Origin of the sequence: Desulfobacula phenolica (genome assembly GCF_900105645.1) — a bacterium.
Lineage (GTDB): Bacteria > Desulfobacterota > Desulfobacteria > Desulfobacterales > Desulfobacteraceae > Desulfobacula > Desulfobacula toluolica.
This window is the reverse complement of sequence record NZ_FNLL01000002.1, coordinates 21,428-35,842: the sequence shown is the minus strand read 5'-3', so window position 1 is coordinate 35,842 and position 14,415 is coordinate 21,428. Positions and strand designations below refer to the sequence as shown.

The following is a 14,415-nucleotide window of genomic DNA, read 5'->3' as shown; positions in this document are numbered from 1 at the left end:
CAAAAGAGACCGTCTAGGAGCTGAGATATCTTTTGTGGGTTTTGCTGGTCATTCGGGTATCAAAAACATCCCCAGATTATTGGCAATGGATAGAAGAAATTTACTTGGACTATTTCAGTTTATTGAAGGCAGAAAGCCGACAGAGGAGGATATTGAACTTGATTATATCAAACAGGCGCTGGGTTTCATAAGGAAATTGAATTATGGAAATAAGGGTTCAGCCCTACATTCCCTTCCATATGCTTCTGATGCATGTTTCAGTATAGCAGAACATATTGCATCACTGGAGAGACGATTTAAGTCTTTGCAGGATATTGTGCAAACCGATTCTGTATGTTTGGAAGCAAAACAATTTATCAGTGAGGTCTTATATCCTGAATGGAAAGGGTTAAAGCCGGTTATTAAAAAAAAAATAGTGGGAAGCGGTATCAAACTTGAACAAAGGCTCTGCCTTGAAGAAACGATTATCTCCCCTTCTGATTTCGGATTTCATAATTCAATCTTAACCAAAAAGAAGCTTTTTTTTATTGATTTTGAATATGCTGGTTGGGATGATCCTGCAAAAATGATTTGTGATTTTTTTTGTCAGCCTGAAATACCCGTTCCATTGGATTATTTCACTTGTTTTGTCAATGATGTATCATCCATGATTTATGGTAGGAACAAAAAAAATACCCTTACCCGGCGCTCAAAATTGCTTTTTCCTTTGTACCGATTAAAGTGGTGCTGCATTATGCTAAATGATTTTGTTCCAGCTGCTGGAAAAAGAAAAAAGTTTGCATTTTTCGGGGAAGATAGAAGACAGATTCAATTGATTAAAGCGATTTGTTATTTAAAGGCATCCAATTTAAAGGATTGGTTTTAATTTGTCTTCAAGGTTTCAAATGGTAATCAAATAATTTTTTAGTTGAAGGATAATAGTATGGCATATATTGATTTTATTTCCAGTGTTCATAAAAGTACGAAACGGGATTATTTGAAACGTGTGAATGAATTCTCCAAGGCTGAGGCTGCAGAAAAGGCCAAAAAATGGGGGTATGATTACTGGGATGGTGACAGACAGGTCTGTTATGGCGGATATCATTATGACGGCAGGTGGAAAAAGGTGGCTGATGAAATGGTAGAACATTATCAATTGAAATCAGGTGACAGAGTGCTTGATGTAGGGTGCGGAAAAGGATTTCTTTTGTATGAGTTTACCCAGTCCCAGCCAGGATTAGAGGTCGTCGGTTTAGATATTTCAGATTATGCAATTAAAAATGCAAAACCGGAAATAAAGCCCTATTTACAAAAGGGCCATGCAAAAGAACTCCCCTTTGAGGATAATAGTTTTGACTTGGTTGTGTCTGTGACAACCCTGCACAATCTGTACTGCATGGAATTTTTTAGTGCCTTAAAAGAGATCCAGAGGGTGTCAAAAAACAGCTATGTCTGCGTTGAATCTTATCGAAATGAACAGGAAAAGGTAAACCTTCTTTATTGGCAGGTGACATGTGAGATGTTCTGCACTCCTGAAGAATGGGAATGGTGGTTTGATATGGCCGGTTATAAAGGAGATCATTCCTTAATATTTTTTGAATAGGAGTTGTATATATGGAATTTCCAGATTCAATGAGGGCGGCTGTACTTGTGAAGCAAAGTTATCCTCTTCAGATAGAGCATGTTCAACTGCCGGAAAAGCTCAATTATGGACAGGTTCTTGTAAAGGTTCATTATAGTGGGATATGCGGTTCGCAGATTGGAGAAATTGATGGTATAAAAGGTAATGACCCTTTTCTTCCCCACCTTCTTGGGCATGAAGGTTCAGGTGAGGTTTTGGCAGTGGGTCCCTGTGTGAGGCGTATAAAATCCGGAGATAAGGTTGTCATGCATTGGAGAAAGGGAAGCGGAATAGATTCTCCTTTGCCTGAATATCAATGGAATGGTAAAAAATTGAATGCGGGTTTTGTCACTACCTTTAATGAATATGCAGTGGTGTCTGAAAACAGGGTGACAGTAATTCCGGAAAATTTCCCGATGGATATCGCCCCTCTTTTCGGATGTGCCGTTACAACGGGGCTCGGTGTTATTAATAATAATGCAAAACTTAAGATCGGTGAATCCATTGTTGTATTTGGTGCTGGAGGTGTGGGGTTAAACGTCATCCAGGGTGCTGCTATGGTTTCAGCTCATCCTATTATTGCCGTTGACATTTATGATAACAGGCTTGAAAAAGCTGCACAATTTGGTGCCACACATCTGATTAACTCCAGAAAGGAGGATGTAAGGGCTTCAGTACTGAAAATTACAGGGAAAACAGGTGCGGATGCTGTTATTGATAACACAGGGGATACGGATGTGATTAATCTTGGATATGAATTGACATCGGTAAACGGCAGAACCATACTGGTGGGTGTACCTGCGAAAGGGGATAATATTTCCATTTATTCACTTCCGCTTCATTTCGAGAAAAACATATCCGGGTCCCATGGGGGCGAAGCCAATCCATCCATAGATATCCCAAATTATATTAGACTTTACCAGAATGGGAAATTAAATTTGGATCATCTTATAACCGATAGATTTACGCTTGGGGAGATAAATATTGCAATGGATAAAATGCGGTCAGGAAAGATTACTGGTCGTTGCCTTATAAAGATGTAATAGATACAAAAAGATGCAATCTACCCTGACAGTAAGGATGGATGATTGGATACAAAACAGAGTTGAGGTGGTGAATTGTGAATTACTTATCTGAAAAAGCAAAAATAAATATTGAGTGGAATAAACGTGTCTGGGGCGATCGCGATAAATGGTTAGATCGGGAATACGGATATAACTGGTCCAGAGAGAGCGAAAGGCCTCAAAACTATTCTGATGCGAAAAAAATAGTTGAAACCCATCTCTTCCCATTGATTAAAAAAGAGGAAATGGATATTTTGGAATTGTGTCCTGGTGCAGGGAGGGTGACCGTGGAGCTTGTGAGTCGGGCTCGTAATCTTATCCTTGTTGATATGAATCCTGTATGTATAGAAATTTGTAAGGATCGGTTTAAGTATTATGACCATATCTCATATCACGTAAATGATGGGGTCTCTTTGGATATGATTGAGCCTGAATCTCTTGATTTGATTTTCAGCTATGATTCTTTTGTTCATATTGATAAGGAAATTGTTGAACAATATGTGTCCCAATTCAGGAATAAACTCCGTGATGGCGGTATTGCATGGATTCATCATTCAGCCGTGGGAGAGCGGAAAATAGGCAGTAGAAGCAATATGACGGCTCAGCTTATGAAAGATTTTGCTCAAAAACATGGATTGTTGGTTATTGCTCAGTTTTATTCTTATCTGATTCGCAAGCCTACCATGCATTATGCCGATGTATTTACGGTTTTGGAAAAATTGTCGGAAGAAACGGCCAAGTTTTCTTCTCTTTCAGCAGATCAGCTTGAATAGTTATTTGATTTTGGGTCAACGGCCTTTCCGTTCACTTTTTTTTGTACATTTTCAGGGGAGATGAATTTATATGAAAGAACTGCTAACCTCTTGGAATCAGTTCTTTTTCATTTTTTTGTTGTGACAGATCAATCCGTATGGGGTTACTAAGAAGTTATTGATAGCTTTGCATAATTGAAGAGGTGAATTAGGCATTAAATACAAATTCAATGTCATTAATTTAAAAAACCACAATTTCATCGTTTAATGACGTTGGTCGGATACTTGATGATTTTTATGTTGTATTTTTTGACTTTTACTAAGAAATTATAAAAAAACTGACTTACCCCCGTGAAGGGATACCAACTAACAGATTTAATTAATGATTTGAAAGTTGGTAAAGAAACTTTCTATAACGCAGACCGAAATTAATTGGTGAAAAATGATTAAAAACAAGAAGAATTGTGGAAAACCTGGAGAAAAACTAAATGATTTAAAGGAAATCCCACAAGACGCGAATATTTGTATATTTGGTGATGATGAATTGACAAGTGAGGCTGTTCGTTTTATCAAGCGGCATCGACCTGATGTGAATGTTTCTGAAAAATCGGGGCAAAGGTTGATAACTTCATTGACAAATGGTGGAAATGCTTTTGATATTGAGAAAGAAGCCGGTTTTTGTGACTTTGTCATCCTTTGTACTGGGGAGATAGACATACTTGAAGAATGTGTTGCTAAAGTAGGATTTGAAAATTATAAAATTTTTGACTATGGTATTTTCGATAAAAAAATAAATTGGTTTCATATTCTGTTTAAATTTGCACCTATGCTGCTGCTTGTCTGTCTGCTATGGTTAATACAGGTTGTTTTACTGTCTCCGTTTTTATTTCTGGCTAATTTTTTACATAGTCATAAATTTGAAGAACATGAAGAACATGAAGAAGCATTTGATAAAACAAAGGTTAAAATAAAAGATATTGCCATCCAAAAAGGAAAATATGACCGATTGTTTGGTATAGTTAGTTCTGAGATTTCTGATTTTGAACAATTGAGCTATATATCGAGAGTTGTATATGGCTGTCCTAATAAACTTGCTGAATTCTCATATATCTATGGCATTTCTTTAGGAAAATACCCACCTGCTCGTTGGTCAATTTTTAAGAATTCGGTAAAAAATATTTTTTCCGTGACAAAAGAACTTAAACCGAAAGCATTGGAGTTAGGTGCGGGGTGTTTCAGGGAGGCATACGAATTATCTAAACTCGGTTTCGAAGTCGATGCGGTTCAATTGGACTGTCAAGCTATCGATACATACATGAATCATTATGATTGGGAAGCACTTTCCGGTCCTCCCAAATTGATTACTTCATCCATTGATAAAATAGCGATGACAAAAAAATATGATTTAATCACAGCTTTTAACGTACTCGAACATATTCTGGAATTAGATGTTCACCTTGAGGTAATAGGTGAGTTGCTTAAAGATGATGGCTGTTTTTTTGTTTCTGTGCCCAATAAAAAATCCTTGTGCGAAACAATTTGGTATAAGCAGCATTTGGAACTTCGTAAAAATAATTCTATTGACAGAACGGGTAAATCACACGTGCATTTTTTGACACCAGATGAATGGAAATATCTTTTTGAAAAACATGATTTTAATATTGTTTCGCATGAGATGGGAGTGGGTTTTATTGGTTATGATCTCTTCTGGGCTATTTATAGTATGCTTTCACAAAAATTTTTTGAATTTTCTATAAGAAGGTTGACTTGTTTTTTCAATATCAAATATATTCCCAATTCATTTGAAAGAATTTTTTATCCAGGATGGTTGTTGAATTTGACTTGCCGATTAGATATTCTGCTGAAACCTTTTTTTTATGATCGATGGGGAACGAATCACTTCATCTTGAAAAAGCAAAAGCGCAAAGTTTAACTGTATATTAAAATAGAACAATCACTTACAAACCATTCAAAATTATTCGAATTTACAGTTTTTATGTTAAACCGGAATATAGTATTGTGTCGAGAATTTTTTTTGCATGGGCCTGGTTGGAATATTTTTTAGTTGCCTTGTTATATGCTTTTTCAGCAATTTTGTTTCTTTGAGTTTTGTTTTTAAGATAATAACGAACTTTTTTTAATAAATCTTTCTCATCATCAAATTCAACCATTTCTGTTTTCTTATCCAACAAATCAGTGATGGGTGCATCATCTAGTTTGTCAATAAAAGTAATGGTAAAACTTCCTGATCCTATTGCATCAGCTGCTCTCATGTGCCAAGAGGCCATTGGGCTGATATTTAAGACTATTTTACTCTGGTTTAATACTTTATTTAATGGGGCTCCGTTTTTGACAGGTCCCATTGCAGCACGTTCAAATCCTTTTAATTTGTCCCAATGATTCCCAAATACTTTAACATCTATACCATTATTAATTAAAAATTTTACGGGTTTGATTTTAATCATCATTCTCAAGTCACGACAAAAATCTGTTTCTCCTTTTTCATCAACGACTTGAAAATGTTTTAGTAAATTATCTGAGTAGTTTATAGATATATCTCGACAAACATCAATAGCAATCCTTTTATATATCTTTTCGTTGCCAAAATATAAGTGACATAGTTCTCTTAGAGACATTTGAGCTATTTTTTGTGCAAGCTGAGTAAGAAATTGTATATCTCTTGAACAGCCGGTGTTATAATTTTGATTATTTTTTCGAAATTTAAATAGTGTATTTTCATTCAGGTTAGCAACAATATGTGATATGAAAATAACGTCATATTTTTTTTCGATTTTGTTCAATGGGCGATATGTCTTATTATTTATGGGAATAGGCAGGTAGGTTATTGTTTTCTTTTTAAATGCCGCACTGTTATTAAAAAAATCAGGGAAAGTATATTTTGAGAAAGAAAAAATGTGATCTTGATCAGTAATCAATTTCGGGTTGTCTGCATAACGAATATGGGGCATTAAATCCTGTATCCAGATAACAAAAGGAATGCTCTTGGGAAACCATGGGAAGGTAGAGTAACGAAAATGATTAATGGCAAAAATTATATCAGGTTTAAAATTTATTAAATTCTCAATGGTTACATCTATTCTGTTACCCATACCGGAATCTTCATCTTCTATTTGTATAAACGTGTTATGGCCTAATTGTTGAAATCCTGCTGCAATATCACGGGTAGAGTGTTGTAAATAGGTTGTATGCCTTGATGTACACAAAAGAACATTCAGTTTTTGACCTGCTTTTATTTTTTTGATAACCTTGCTTTGGTAATCATCTGGAAATAATTCTGGTAGGAGTTGTTCATATTTCGCAATTCTATTCAATATTTTTTTTTCACACTCTATTATTATCGGATTTACATGGTTTGAAAAATAGTCCGGATCATCCTTTGATAGATATATAATTCTTTCAGCAAAAGGGAGTTTTCTTTCAAGTAAGAGGTGCGTTAGTTGTGGTTTAAGATAGTTTTTGTCAATCAACCTGATAACAAAATCGCAGTCACATAGTGGTGCTAAGTCAATTATTTTAATTGCTTGGCCGAGTAATGAAAAGTCAATAATTACACGGCATTCTTTTTTGATGAATTCGGGATTGTCGGTTTTTATTTGATCAATGAAAACAGAAAAGGATTCAAGTGAGCCACTGTAGATCATTATATCGTTGCCAAGCTGTTCTATTTTTGGTGGTTTTATATTTTTGGCGTATTCAGAAGAGAATATTTTTGACCAAATATTGTCATGTTTAGCGTAAAAATTATCAGATATTTTTAGTATATCGGCTTTCGGAATTTGAGATAGATCACAAGAAAAGAAATGGTCATGATTATTGTCATTTTGGGAAAACGGGTAAATTCTTTTTAGGCAATCCATATTTTGTTTATATAAGTTTTGATTGGCTTCAGCAATTTCTGGCTTTGTTGTAAATTGTAATATTATTTCATCAATAATTGCATGGATTTGACCATGATATTCTTCCATGGTTCTTGCAAGAATTTTATCTCTCAGCAACAATAAACCTTCAATTTCATTCCTTGGAATGAAGGTTTGAAAACATAATTTAATATTGCCGGGAGTCAGGGGGAGTTTGCCGTAGTATTCTCTTGCTTGTTCATAATTGGATTCCATAAAATATGTATCGCCGATCAATTTTTGAATTGGTGGCATCTCTGTAGGGTCTTCCAATGCCTGCATTAAAAATAACAGTATTATCCTTGCCCGGATAATACTGTTTTGTTGAATAGCTTGTTGGGCAAATTCAAATAAGATTTCCCCCATTTTGTCTTCACTCACGCCTTGGTCTGAAAGCCAGTCAATCATGTCGGAAAACTCTTGATTGCTAACCAATGACCAAAATTTTTCATCGGCAATTAACGTATTTTTTGTTTTGGGTGTATCAAGTGTGTTTTTATCCATCCTACCTCTGCCAGATCAAATCAAGTTATTTAAGTGAACCTTTATAAATCGTTGATACTCATATTATTGATGGTAAAATCATTAAGTGATTTTTCAGGAACGGTGTACCCCATATCTTCATAAGTCCTATACACTGAGTCCATACCATTGTCCATAACTGCCTTGTGAAATAGGTACTTGAATGATGCAGGCCAGGAATTATAAATGTCTTCAGGTGGTTCATTTTTAGTATGTGTGTTGATTTTTTCCTTTAAGTTTACTGAATCAATATAAGATTGATCACATTTTATTTTATCTTGGGTAATATATCTGAACAATCTTTCAAATTCCTGTTTCGATGTAACCAGGTCTTCCATTTTGAAATTAAATTCCTTTCCAGCTTCCTGAATACATATAAGATCAAAATATATAAAACTTTTACAATAATGGTAAAATATATTTTCAACTCCACTTATCATTAATTCTCCCTGTTTGTTTCGTCTTGATTTTACTTTATCTAAGTTATGATCGCTTATATATTTATATATCCCAATAGAAGTAGCATTGTTATAATCTTCATGATCCTTGGGAATTATTTCTTTTTTATGGGCGTGGATAAAACAACTGTGTATCCTTTTAATAGGCTGTCTTATGATGGCGGTAAATTTCCCTCCTCTTTCCTCAACCGCTTTTTTACAGCTTATTCCATAAAAGCCATGAGCTGCTCCAAACACTTTTCCGTGACTACTTTCAGAACATGTTATTAATCCGTCAATGAATTGTTCGGGAGACATGTCAGGAACCGTTCCACTGGATTTGGGAGGAATACTTCTTGTTCCGTGAAAACAAACTATTTCCGGGTGTTTCGAAAGTGAAGTCGTTAACCAAGTTGTTGCTGAGTGACCGCGTGATGATATATAAAAAGGAGGGATTTTCATTTTTTATCCTTAATTTGAAATTATATTGATTGCTTTGGCCTTGATCATCGTGTCTATATCACCATCGAATACAGACAATCAATATATAAAAGCTTGAGGTTTGGGTCCATCCTTATTATAAAAAAATACAAAATTTTGTGTGGGATACATCAAGGTAACGATTTTTATTTTGAAAAAATAACGGATTATGATAACGCTTAATTAGTTATAAAAAGGTTATTCATGCATCTTCATAGCGCACAACAGCTTGATTTAATAAAAAAAGAGATCAAATATTATAAACGCATAGTGTTTGTATCGGGTGACTTTAATATTGTTCACCCCGGCCATCTCAGGGTTTTGAAATTTGCGGCGGAATGTGGTGATTATCTTATTGTGGGGGTTAATGGGAATAAACCGGACGGTCATACCCTTCTGGATGAAAAATATAGGCTTGAAGGAATCAAATCAATCACTTGGGTGGATTATGCTTTTGTCCTGAGAGATCCTGCTGAAGGATTTATTAAAGAGTTGAAGCCTGGAATTGTTGTTAAAGGAAAGGAGCATGAAGAACATTATAATCCTGAGTCTGAAGCAGTTAAAGCCTATGGAGGTAAATTGCTTTTCAGTTCAGGTGATATCAGTTTTTCCATTGCGGAACTTCTTCACGATGAATCTAAAAGACTTGTGTCATCCGCTATTATTAAACAGGATGCTTTTATGCAGCGTCATGGTTTTAATAGTGATGGCCTTGGCAAGACCTTGAAAAAGTTTCAAGGTCTTAAAATAGTAGTACTTGGTGATATTATTGTTGATGAATATATCAATTGTGATCCTCTTGGTATGAGCAGGGAAGACCCTACAATTGTAGTAACGCCTGTCGATAGAGAAAAGTATGTTGGAGGGGCTGGAATTGTTGCTGCTCATGCCAAAAAAATGGGAGCAGATGTCTGTTTTTTTTCAGTAGCAGGTTGCGATGAAACAGCAATATTTGCAAAGACAAAACTTGATGAATATTCAGTACAGTCATTTATTATCGAAGATGAAAGCCGCCCTACGATTCTAAAACAGCGGTTCAGAAGTTCCGGGAAGACGCTGTTAAGGGTAAGTCATTTGCGCAGTCACCCTATCAGCAAAGAATTGCAAAAGCAGATGCAAAAAAAAATTTTTGAATTGGTTGATGGAATTGACTTATTAATATTTTCTGATTTTAATTATGGAATTTTACCTCAGCCTTTTGTTGATAGTGTCGTTGAAAGGTGTAGAGAAAAGCAGATTATGATGGTTGCAGACAGTCAGTCTTCATCTCAGGTCGGGGATGTGTCACGATTTAATCATATGTTTTTTTTGACGCCAACGGAAAGAGAGGCAAGGCTTGCTGTAAGAGATTTTGAATCCGGATTGGTTGTCCTTGCTGAAAAACTGAGAAACAAAGCATTGGCTGATAATGTTTTGATTACGCTGGACAAGGATGGAATACTTATCCATGCAGGTGCTTCCAGGCCGGAAAAGTGGGTTACAGACCGGCTTAATGCAATGAATCCGGTAGCTACAGACCCTGCGGGAGCCGGGGATTCCCTTTTAACATGTTCCGCCCTTGCCGCAGCTGCCGGGGCTGATATTTGGCAATGTGCATATCTTGGCTCACTGGCGGCTGCATGTCAGGTGGAACGTACTGGGAATATACCCATTTCCATTGAAGATATGATGGCAAAGATATGAGAGCCCTGCTGTTGTCAGCCGGTTTCGGTACGAGATTAAGACCATTGACTGAATCCGTTCCTAAATGCCTGATACCCATCAACGGAAAACCGCTTATGGAATACTGGCTTGATATGCTTTGCAGAGAAAAAAACATTCCCGTAATGGTTAACCTGCATTATCTTTCCAAACAGGTTGAAGACTATATTGCAATAAGTCCATACAAGCAGTTTGTTACAACCGTATTTGAAGAGTATCTGCTTGGTACGGGCGGTACGCTTTTAAGGAACAGGAATTTCTTTGGCAAGGAGTCGGTTTTCATGGCCCATGGGGATAATCTTTCTTTGTTTGATTTAACGGCTTTTGTGAGAGCGCATTATGAAAGGCCTGGGCACTGCGAGATGACCATGATGACATTTGAAACCGATACGCCCCAAAGTTGTGGTATTGTTGAACTTGATACGGACAATGTGGTTTGTGCTTTTCATGAAAAAGTTGATAATCCTCCCGGAAACCTTGCCAATGGAGCCGTTTATATTCTTGAACCTTCAGTCTTGGATTTTCTTGATAGTCTTGGAAAAGAGGTGATTGATTTCAGTACAGAGGTGTTGCCCTATTATGTCGGGCGGATCAATGCCTTTCATAATGGCCGGTATCATCGAGATATCGGGACCATGGACAGTTACCGGAAAGCTCAAAACGATTTTTTTCAGCCGGATCTATCCGCCATTAAGGACATCCATTTTGAGTTTTAACTGTTGATATGCCGCCCTGGCTGCCTCTAATTGGTCTGTAGCCATATAACAATCGCCTATTTTTTTTAGCAGGTTTATGTTGTCGGGCAGATGCAGAAAACAGTTTTCATAGGCTATGATAGCATCTTCATTTTGACCGCTGTTCCGGAGGCTGTCGCCTATGGTTTCCCAGTAAACTGCAAATTTAGTGTCCAGTTTGATTGCTTTGTTCAGTGCTTTAATAGCCCCATTAAAATCACCGGAGATAAACAGGGTGTCAATGGTAGCGGAATGAATCTCATGGCCATTGGGGGAGTAATCCATGGCCGATTTCAGGTTGGAAAGAGCATCTTGATATTTTTTTTGCGATAAAAACAGTTTTCCTTGATATAGAAAAATATTGCTTACCGGTTTTGCAGGAAGGCTGTTAAATAAATTTTTCTGATCCATTGCATTCAGGTGCCATTCGTTTATTAATTCGGCTGAGTTTTGATAATTACCGGCATCAAAATCTATTTTTATTTTTTCCAGGTCGCTGTTTAAAATCATTTCCAGTTCTTTTTGAAGTTCACCGTGGGCTGGGTGGTATTTGAGGCCTTTTTGAACCATGTATCTCACGCTTAATTCACGTCCTGGTTGGGTTTTGAAATACCTGGCAAACTTCAGGAAGTTGTCCCCTATATTCTGTCTGTATGAGTCAATCTGGAGGGTGAACTTTGGGTTGTATTCCATTGCCGTTTGAAAATAATGGTCTGATTGTTTGAGCATATTCGACTGAGCGGCTAAACAACCAAGATAAAAATAAATTTCTCCGGATTTTGTCATGGTCTTGCAAAGTTCTTCCAGCAAGGGTCTGGCCAGGGAATAATTTTTTGAGTTAATATAGAGTCTGGCAAGGTTTAGTTTGTTTTGTTTAAAATATTTTTGCTCTTTTTGGTGAAATGACATGACAATTTTTAAATTGTCAGATAGCAGTGTCAGGGTTTTTTTTCGAATTTTATTGATGTCAAGTAATCGGTTTAAGTTTTTTGTCAGCCATTCAACATATTTGTCGGGATCATTTTGAAGTAGTGAGATATCCAGTTTTTGGCGTTCACTTTCTTTTAATCCTTCCATGGTTATTTCTTCTGAAATTTTCCAGATGTCCAGAGCATTGTCCAGATTTTTATGGAAGTTATCAATTTTGTTTATTCGTTGTTTTTGTGGGAGGGTAAGCATATCAAAAGATTTGATAAGTTTGCCGCTTTTTTTAATTTTTGTAAATTCTTTAAATAAAGACCTTGTAATTTCATCTGATGCTTTGATGTTTTTTTGTAGTTTTTTAATTTTGCTGAGAGTTCTATTGAACTCAACAAGCATGTTATCCGGGTTGATCGGCTTTGCCGTTGAGTGGAATTCTTTGAGGCGTTGGGTGGTGTCGGTCAGGGTGTTGCAATATTTATCCATGGCATCTTGAAGGGTCAGGATTTTGGTTCCCTCAATGTTTGCTCCGCCTTGAGTAGCATTAATATGGGATCTTTCAGATCTTGCAATGGTGGATTCAAAAATTTTTTTCATGCTTAAAAATGAGCGGTTTGTTCGTAATATTTCTCCATTGATACCGGTAACGGTTTCTCCCTGGACATGATTTGTTACTGTCTCTTTTGGGGCTGTCCCCTGAAGGACCGTTCCTTTTGCATGGGATGCAGGAGCAGAACCTGGATAAGCAAGGTCCTGGCCGATAAATATTATTGGATCACATCCCAGCATGTGTGCGGCAATTAAATTTAAGTGGGCCACAGTACTGGCACCACCTGTCAGGAGTTTCCCTCCCAGCAGAGAATTGAGCCATGCCTCCATGGGCTTGCCTGTAAATGTCCAGAAGATTTGACCGGACGGAAAAACTTTAGGGGTTTTGGGATTTACCCAGGACGTACAGATCAGGGCAATATCTTTAACCTCTGGTATTACATCGGCAAATTTTTCAAACGTAAGGTCATTGGGGTCAATGCATGTAAGGAAGTGCGGATGTACGCCGTTTTTTAGAAGAGCAGGCAATACCGTGTCAACAGCTATAATTACCGCTTTCTCCTGGACTTGTTTCAGTAAATGGATGTTTTTATCTAAAGACGGTCCTCCTGCAACCAGGATGGCGGGAATGCCGTCAAATTTATTTTGTATATGTTCCAATAAGTGCTGATGGTGTATTGTGCAGATGTGTTTAAAACGGTTGTTTAGAAATTTTTTACCAAGGATTCTTGTGGTTGCTCCTTCAACATTCAGGCCGTTTAGGTGGGCATATAGGTCGTCTTTAAGCTTGTTATATCCATCCGGATTAAAGTCGAATGAAGGCAGGTGATGAAAAATATTTGAATCTTCAAGCTGTAGGGTTCGGGTCGCTGTTGACAGAGTTTCAGAAATTTCGTTTTTTGTTCCAATGCCCAGGATAAGGCGTGGGTCTTTCAGTATGGGGGAAAGATCGGTGTATCGAAGTGCCTGGATAAAAATTCTAGGTTCCAGTTCAAAAAGTGCCAGACGCTGAAGAAGAAGCCTTTTGTCTAATATGTTGAGAGCGGAGTAACAAAGCCCCATGCCGAGGATAGCGACAAACCCTTTATGGTCTTTGGGTATTTTTTCCAGGAAGTCGATGCTTTCTTTTTCCGGATTTGCTTCATTGTGCAGAAGAATTGAATTTCCATGGCCATTGGTGACTTTAAGATTGGGATTGCCGTTGGGGGCAAAGGAAATTTCACCGATTGCTTCGGGTTGGTCCTCTGTGATTTGTTTCCATACTGAAGGATGATTTTTTTTAAGTAACTCAAGGTTTGACTCGTAGTAGTTCTTATATTCCTGATTCATTTTAATATCTCCAAAAGCCGTTTGTCCTAAATTTTTTTTATTTGATTTATATTCCGGCTTGCTAAGGCAGGCAAGCTCTTTAAAATTTTTTTTAATTCAGATTATGGAAAAACTGCATTTTTAACCCTGCTGTACAATGATATTATTTACATAATGGATTCTGAAACTGAAATTAACCTCAGATATGCCGATCTTACCACGATTATCCGGCCTGATAAAAGATACGGCAAGATATTTTATGTGTTGATCAAGTTCAAATTTATAAGCTTGAAAAATGCCGGAATCATCGCTGAAGCTGCACGCAAACTGTTCAAGGATAAATTGGCCCGGATTCATGAAATTGTAAAACAGATGGAGGAGTTTGACAATTAGGCACATGCATACGGCAAAGAGCTTGAACAAATGTATG

The 14,415-nt window shown here is 37.0% G+C and carries 11 protein-coding genes; 8 read left to right on the top strand and 3 right to left on the bottom strand.

Features of this window, described 5'->3' with window-relative positions:
• Positions 1-34 precede the first annotated feature (34 nt).
• The 5 genes from BLT94_RS02665 to BLT94_RS02645 all read left to right on the top strand — a co-directional run bounded on the left by BLT94_RS02665 (position 35) and on the right by BLT94_RS02645 (position 5,349).
• Complete coding sequence (locus BLT94_RS02665) at positions 35-865, top strand: protein kinase family protein (RefSeq protein WP_407641547.1); 831 nt, start codon at positions 35-37, stop codon at positions 863-865.
• Positions 866-922: 57 nt separating this feature from the next.
• The gene (locus BLT94_RS02660) at positions 923-1,582 is read left to right on the top strand and encodes a class I SAM-dependent methyltransferase (protein WP_092230148.1); all 660 of its coding nucleotides are present in this window, start codon (positions 923-925) and stop codon (positions 1,580-1,582) included.
• A gap of 11 nt (positions 1,583-1,593) precedes the next feature.
• A complete protein-coding gene (locus tag BLT94_RS02655) occupies positions 1,594-2,643 on the top strand; it encodes a zinc-binding dehydrogenase (protein ID WP_092230146.1) in 1,050 nt (349 codons plus the stop codon).
• A 77-nt stretch (positions 2,644-2,720) separates the two neighbouring features.
• Positions 2,721-3,437: a class I SAM-dependent methyltransferase gene (locus tag BLT94_RS02650; protein ID WP_092230144.1), complete on the top strand. Its 717-nt coding sequence runs from the start codon at positions 2,721-2,723 to the stop codon at positions 3,435-3,437.
• A gap of 421 nt (positions 3,438-3,858) precedes the next feature.
• Positions 3,859-5,349 (top strand): class I SAM-dependent methyltransferase, encoded by a 1,491-nt coding sequence (locus BLT94_RS02645; protein ID WP_092230142.1) that lies wholly within the window; start codon positions 3,859-3,861, stop codon positions 5,347-5,349.
• Positions 5,350-5,410: 61 nt separating this feature from the next.
• Here BLT94_RS02645 and BLT94_RS02640 read toward each other — a convergent pair whose 3' ends face one another.
• Both BLT94_RS02640 and BLT94_RS02635 read right to left on the bottom strand, forming a co-directional pair.
• Complete coding sequence (locus BLT94_RS02640) at positions 5,411-7,837, bottom strand: glycosyltransferase family protein (RefSeq protein ID WP_092230140.1); 2,427 nt, start codon at positions 7,835-7,837, stop codon at positions 5,411-5,413.
• Positions 7,838-7,878: 41 nt separating this feature from the next.
• A complete protein-coding gene (locus BLT94_RS02635; RefSeq protein ID WP_092230138.1) occupies positions 7,879-8,754 on the bottom strand; it encodes a hypothetical protein in 876 nt (291 codons plus the stop codon).
• A gap of 222 nt (positions 8,755-8,976) precedes the next feature.
• On the opposite strand from BLT94_RS02635, the gene BLT94_RS02630 reads away from it, so the two are divergent.
• Together BLT94_RS02630 and BLT94_RS02625 are read left to right on the top strand one after the other, a co-directional pair.
• Entirely contained in the window at positions 8,977-10,455 is a 1,479-nt protein-coding gene (locus BLT94_RS02630; RefSeq protein ID WP_092230136.1) for a PfkB family carbohydrate kinase, read from the top strand.
• Positions 10,452-11,189, top strand: a complete 738-nt coding sequence (locus BLT94_RS02625) for a nucleotidyltransferase family protein (RefSeq protein ID WP_092230131.1) — start codon at positions 10,452-10,454, stop codon at positions 11,187-11,189. The genes BLT94_RS02630 and BLT94_RS02625 overlap by 4 nt, the downstream gene beginning before the upstream one ends.
• On the opposite strand, the gene BLT94_RS02620 is transcribed toward BLT94_RS02625, so the two are convergent.
• Positions 11,154-14,006 (bottom strand): 6-hydroxymethylpterin diphosphokinase MptE-like protein, encoded by a 2,853-nt coding sequence (locus BLT94_RS02620; RefSeq protein WP_092230129.1) that lies wholly within the window; start codon positions 14,004-14,006, stop codon positions 11,154-11,156. The genes BLT94_RS02625 and BLT94_RS02620 overlap by 36 nt on opposite strands.
• A gap of 153 nt (positions 14,007-14,159) precedes the next feature.
• On the opposite strand from BLT94_RS02620, the gene BLT94_RS02615 reads away from it, so the two are divergent.
• Positions 14,160-14,378 (top strand): hypothetical protein, encoded by a 219-nt coding sequence (locus BLT94_RS02615; RefSeq protein WP_092230127.1) that lies wholly within the window; start codon positions 14,160-14,162, stop codon positions 14,376-14,378.
• Positions 14,379-14,415 lie beyond the last annotated feature (37 nt).

Excerpts from the sequence above, each read along its gene's own strand:
- BLT94_RS02645 (WP_092230142.1), top strand. The coding sequence starts at position 3,859 with ATGATTAAAAACAAGAAGAATTGTGGAAAACCTGGAGAAAAACTAAAT.
- BLT94_RS02655 (WP_092230146.1), top strand. The coding sequence starts at position 1,594 with ATGGAATTTCCAGATTCAATGAGGGCGGCTGTACTTGTGAAGCAAAGT.
- BLT94_RS02635 (WP_092230138.1), bottom strand. The coding sequence starts at position 8,754 with ATGAAAATCCCTCCTTTTTATATATCATCACGCGGTCACTCAGCAACA.
- BLT94_RS02660 (WP_092230148.1), top strand. The coding sequence starts at position 923 with ATGGCATATATTGATTTTATTTCCAGTGTTCATAAAAGTACGAAACGG.
- BLT94_RS02625 (WP_092230131.1), top strand. The coding sequence starts at position 10,452 with ATGAGAGCCCTGCTGTTGTCAGCCGGTTTCGGTACGAGATTAAGACCA.
- BLT94_RS02615 (WP_092230127.1), top strand. The coding sequence starts at position 14,160 with ATGGATTCTGAAACTGAAATTAACCTCAGATATGCCGATCTTACCACG.
- BLT94_RS02640 (WP_092230140.1), bottom strand. The coding sequence starts at position 7,837 with ATGGATAAAAACACACTTGATACACCCAAAACAAAAAATACGTTAATT.
- BLT94_RS02630 (WP_092230136.1), top strand. The coding sequence starts at position 8,977 with ATGCATCTTCATAGCGCACAACAGCTTGATTTAATAAAAAAAGAGATC.
- BLT94_RS02620 (WP_092230129.1), bottom strand. The coding sequence starts at position 14,006 with ATGAATCAGGAATATAAGAACTACTACGAGTCAAACCTTGAGTTACTT.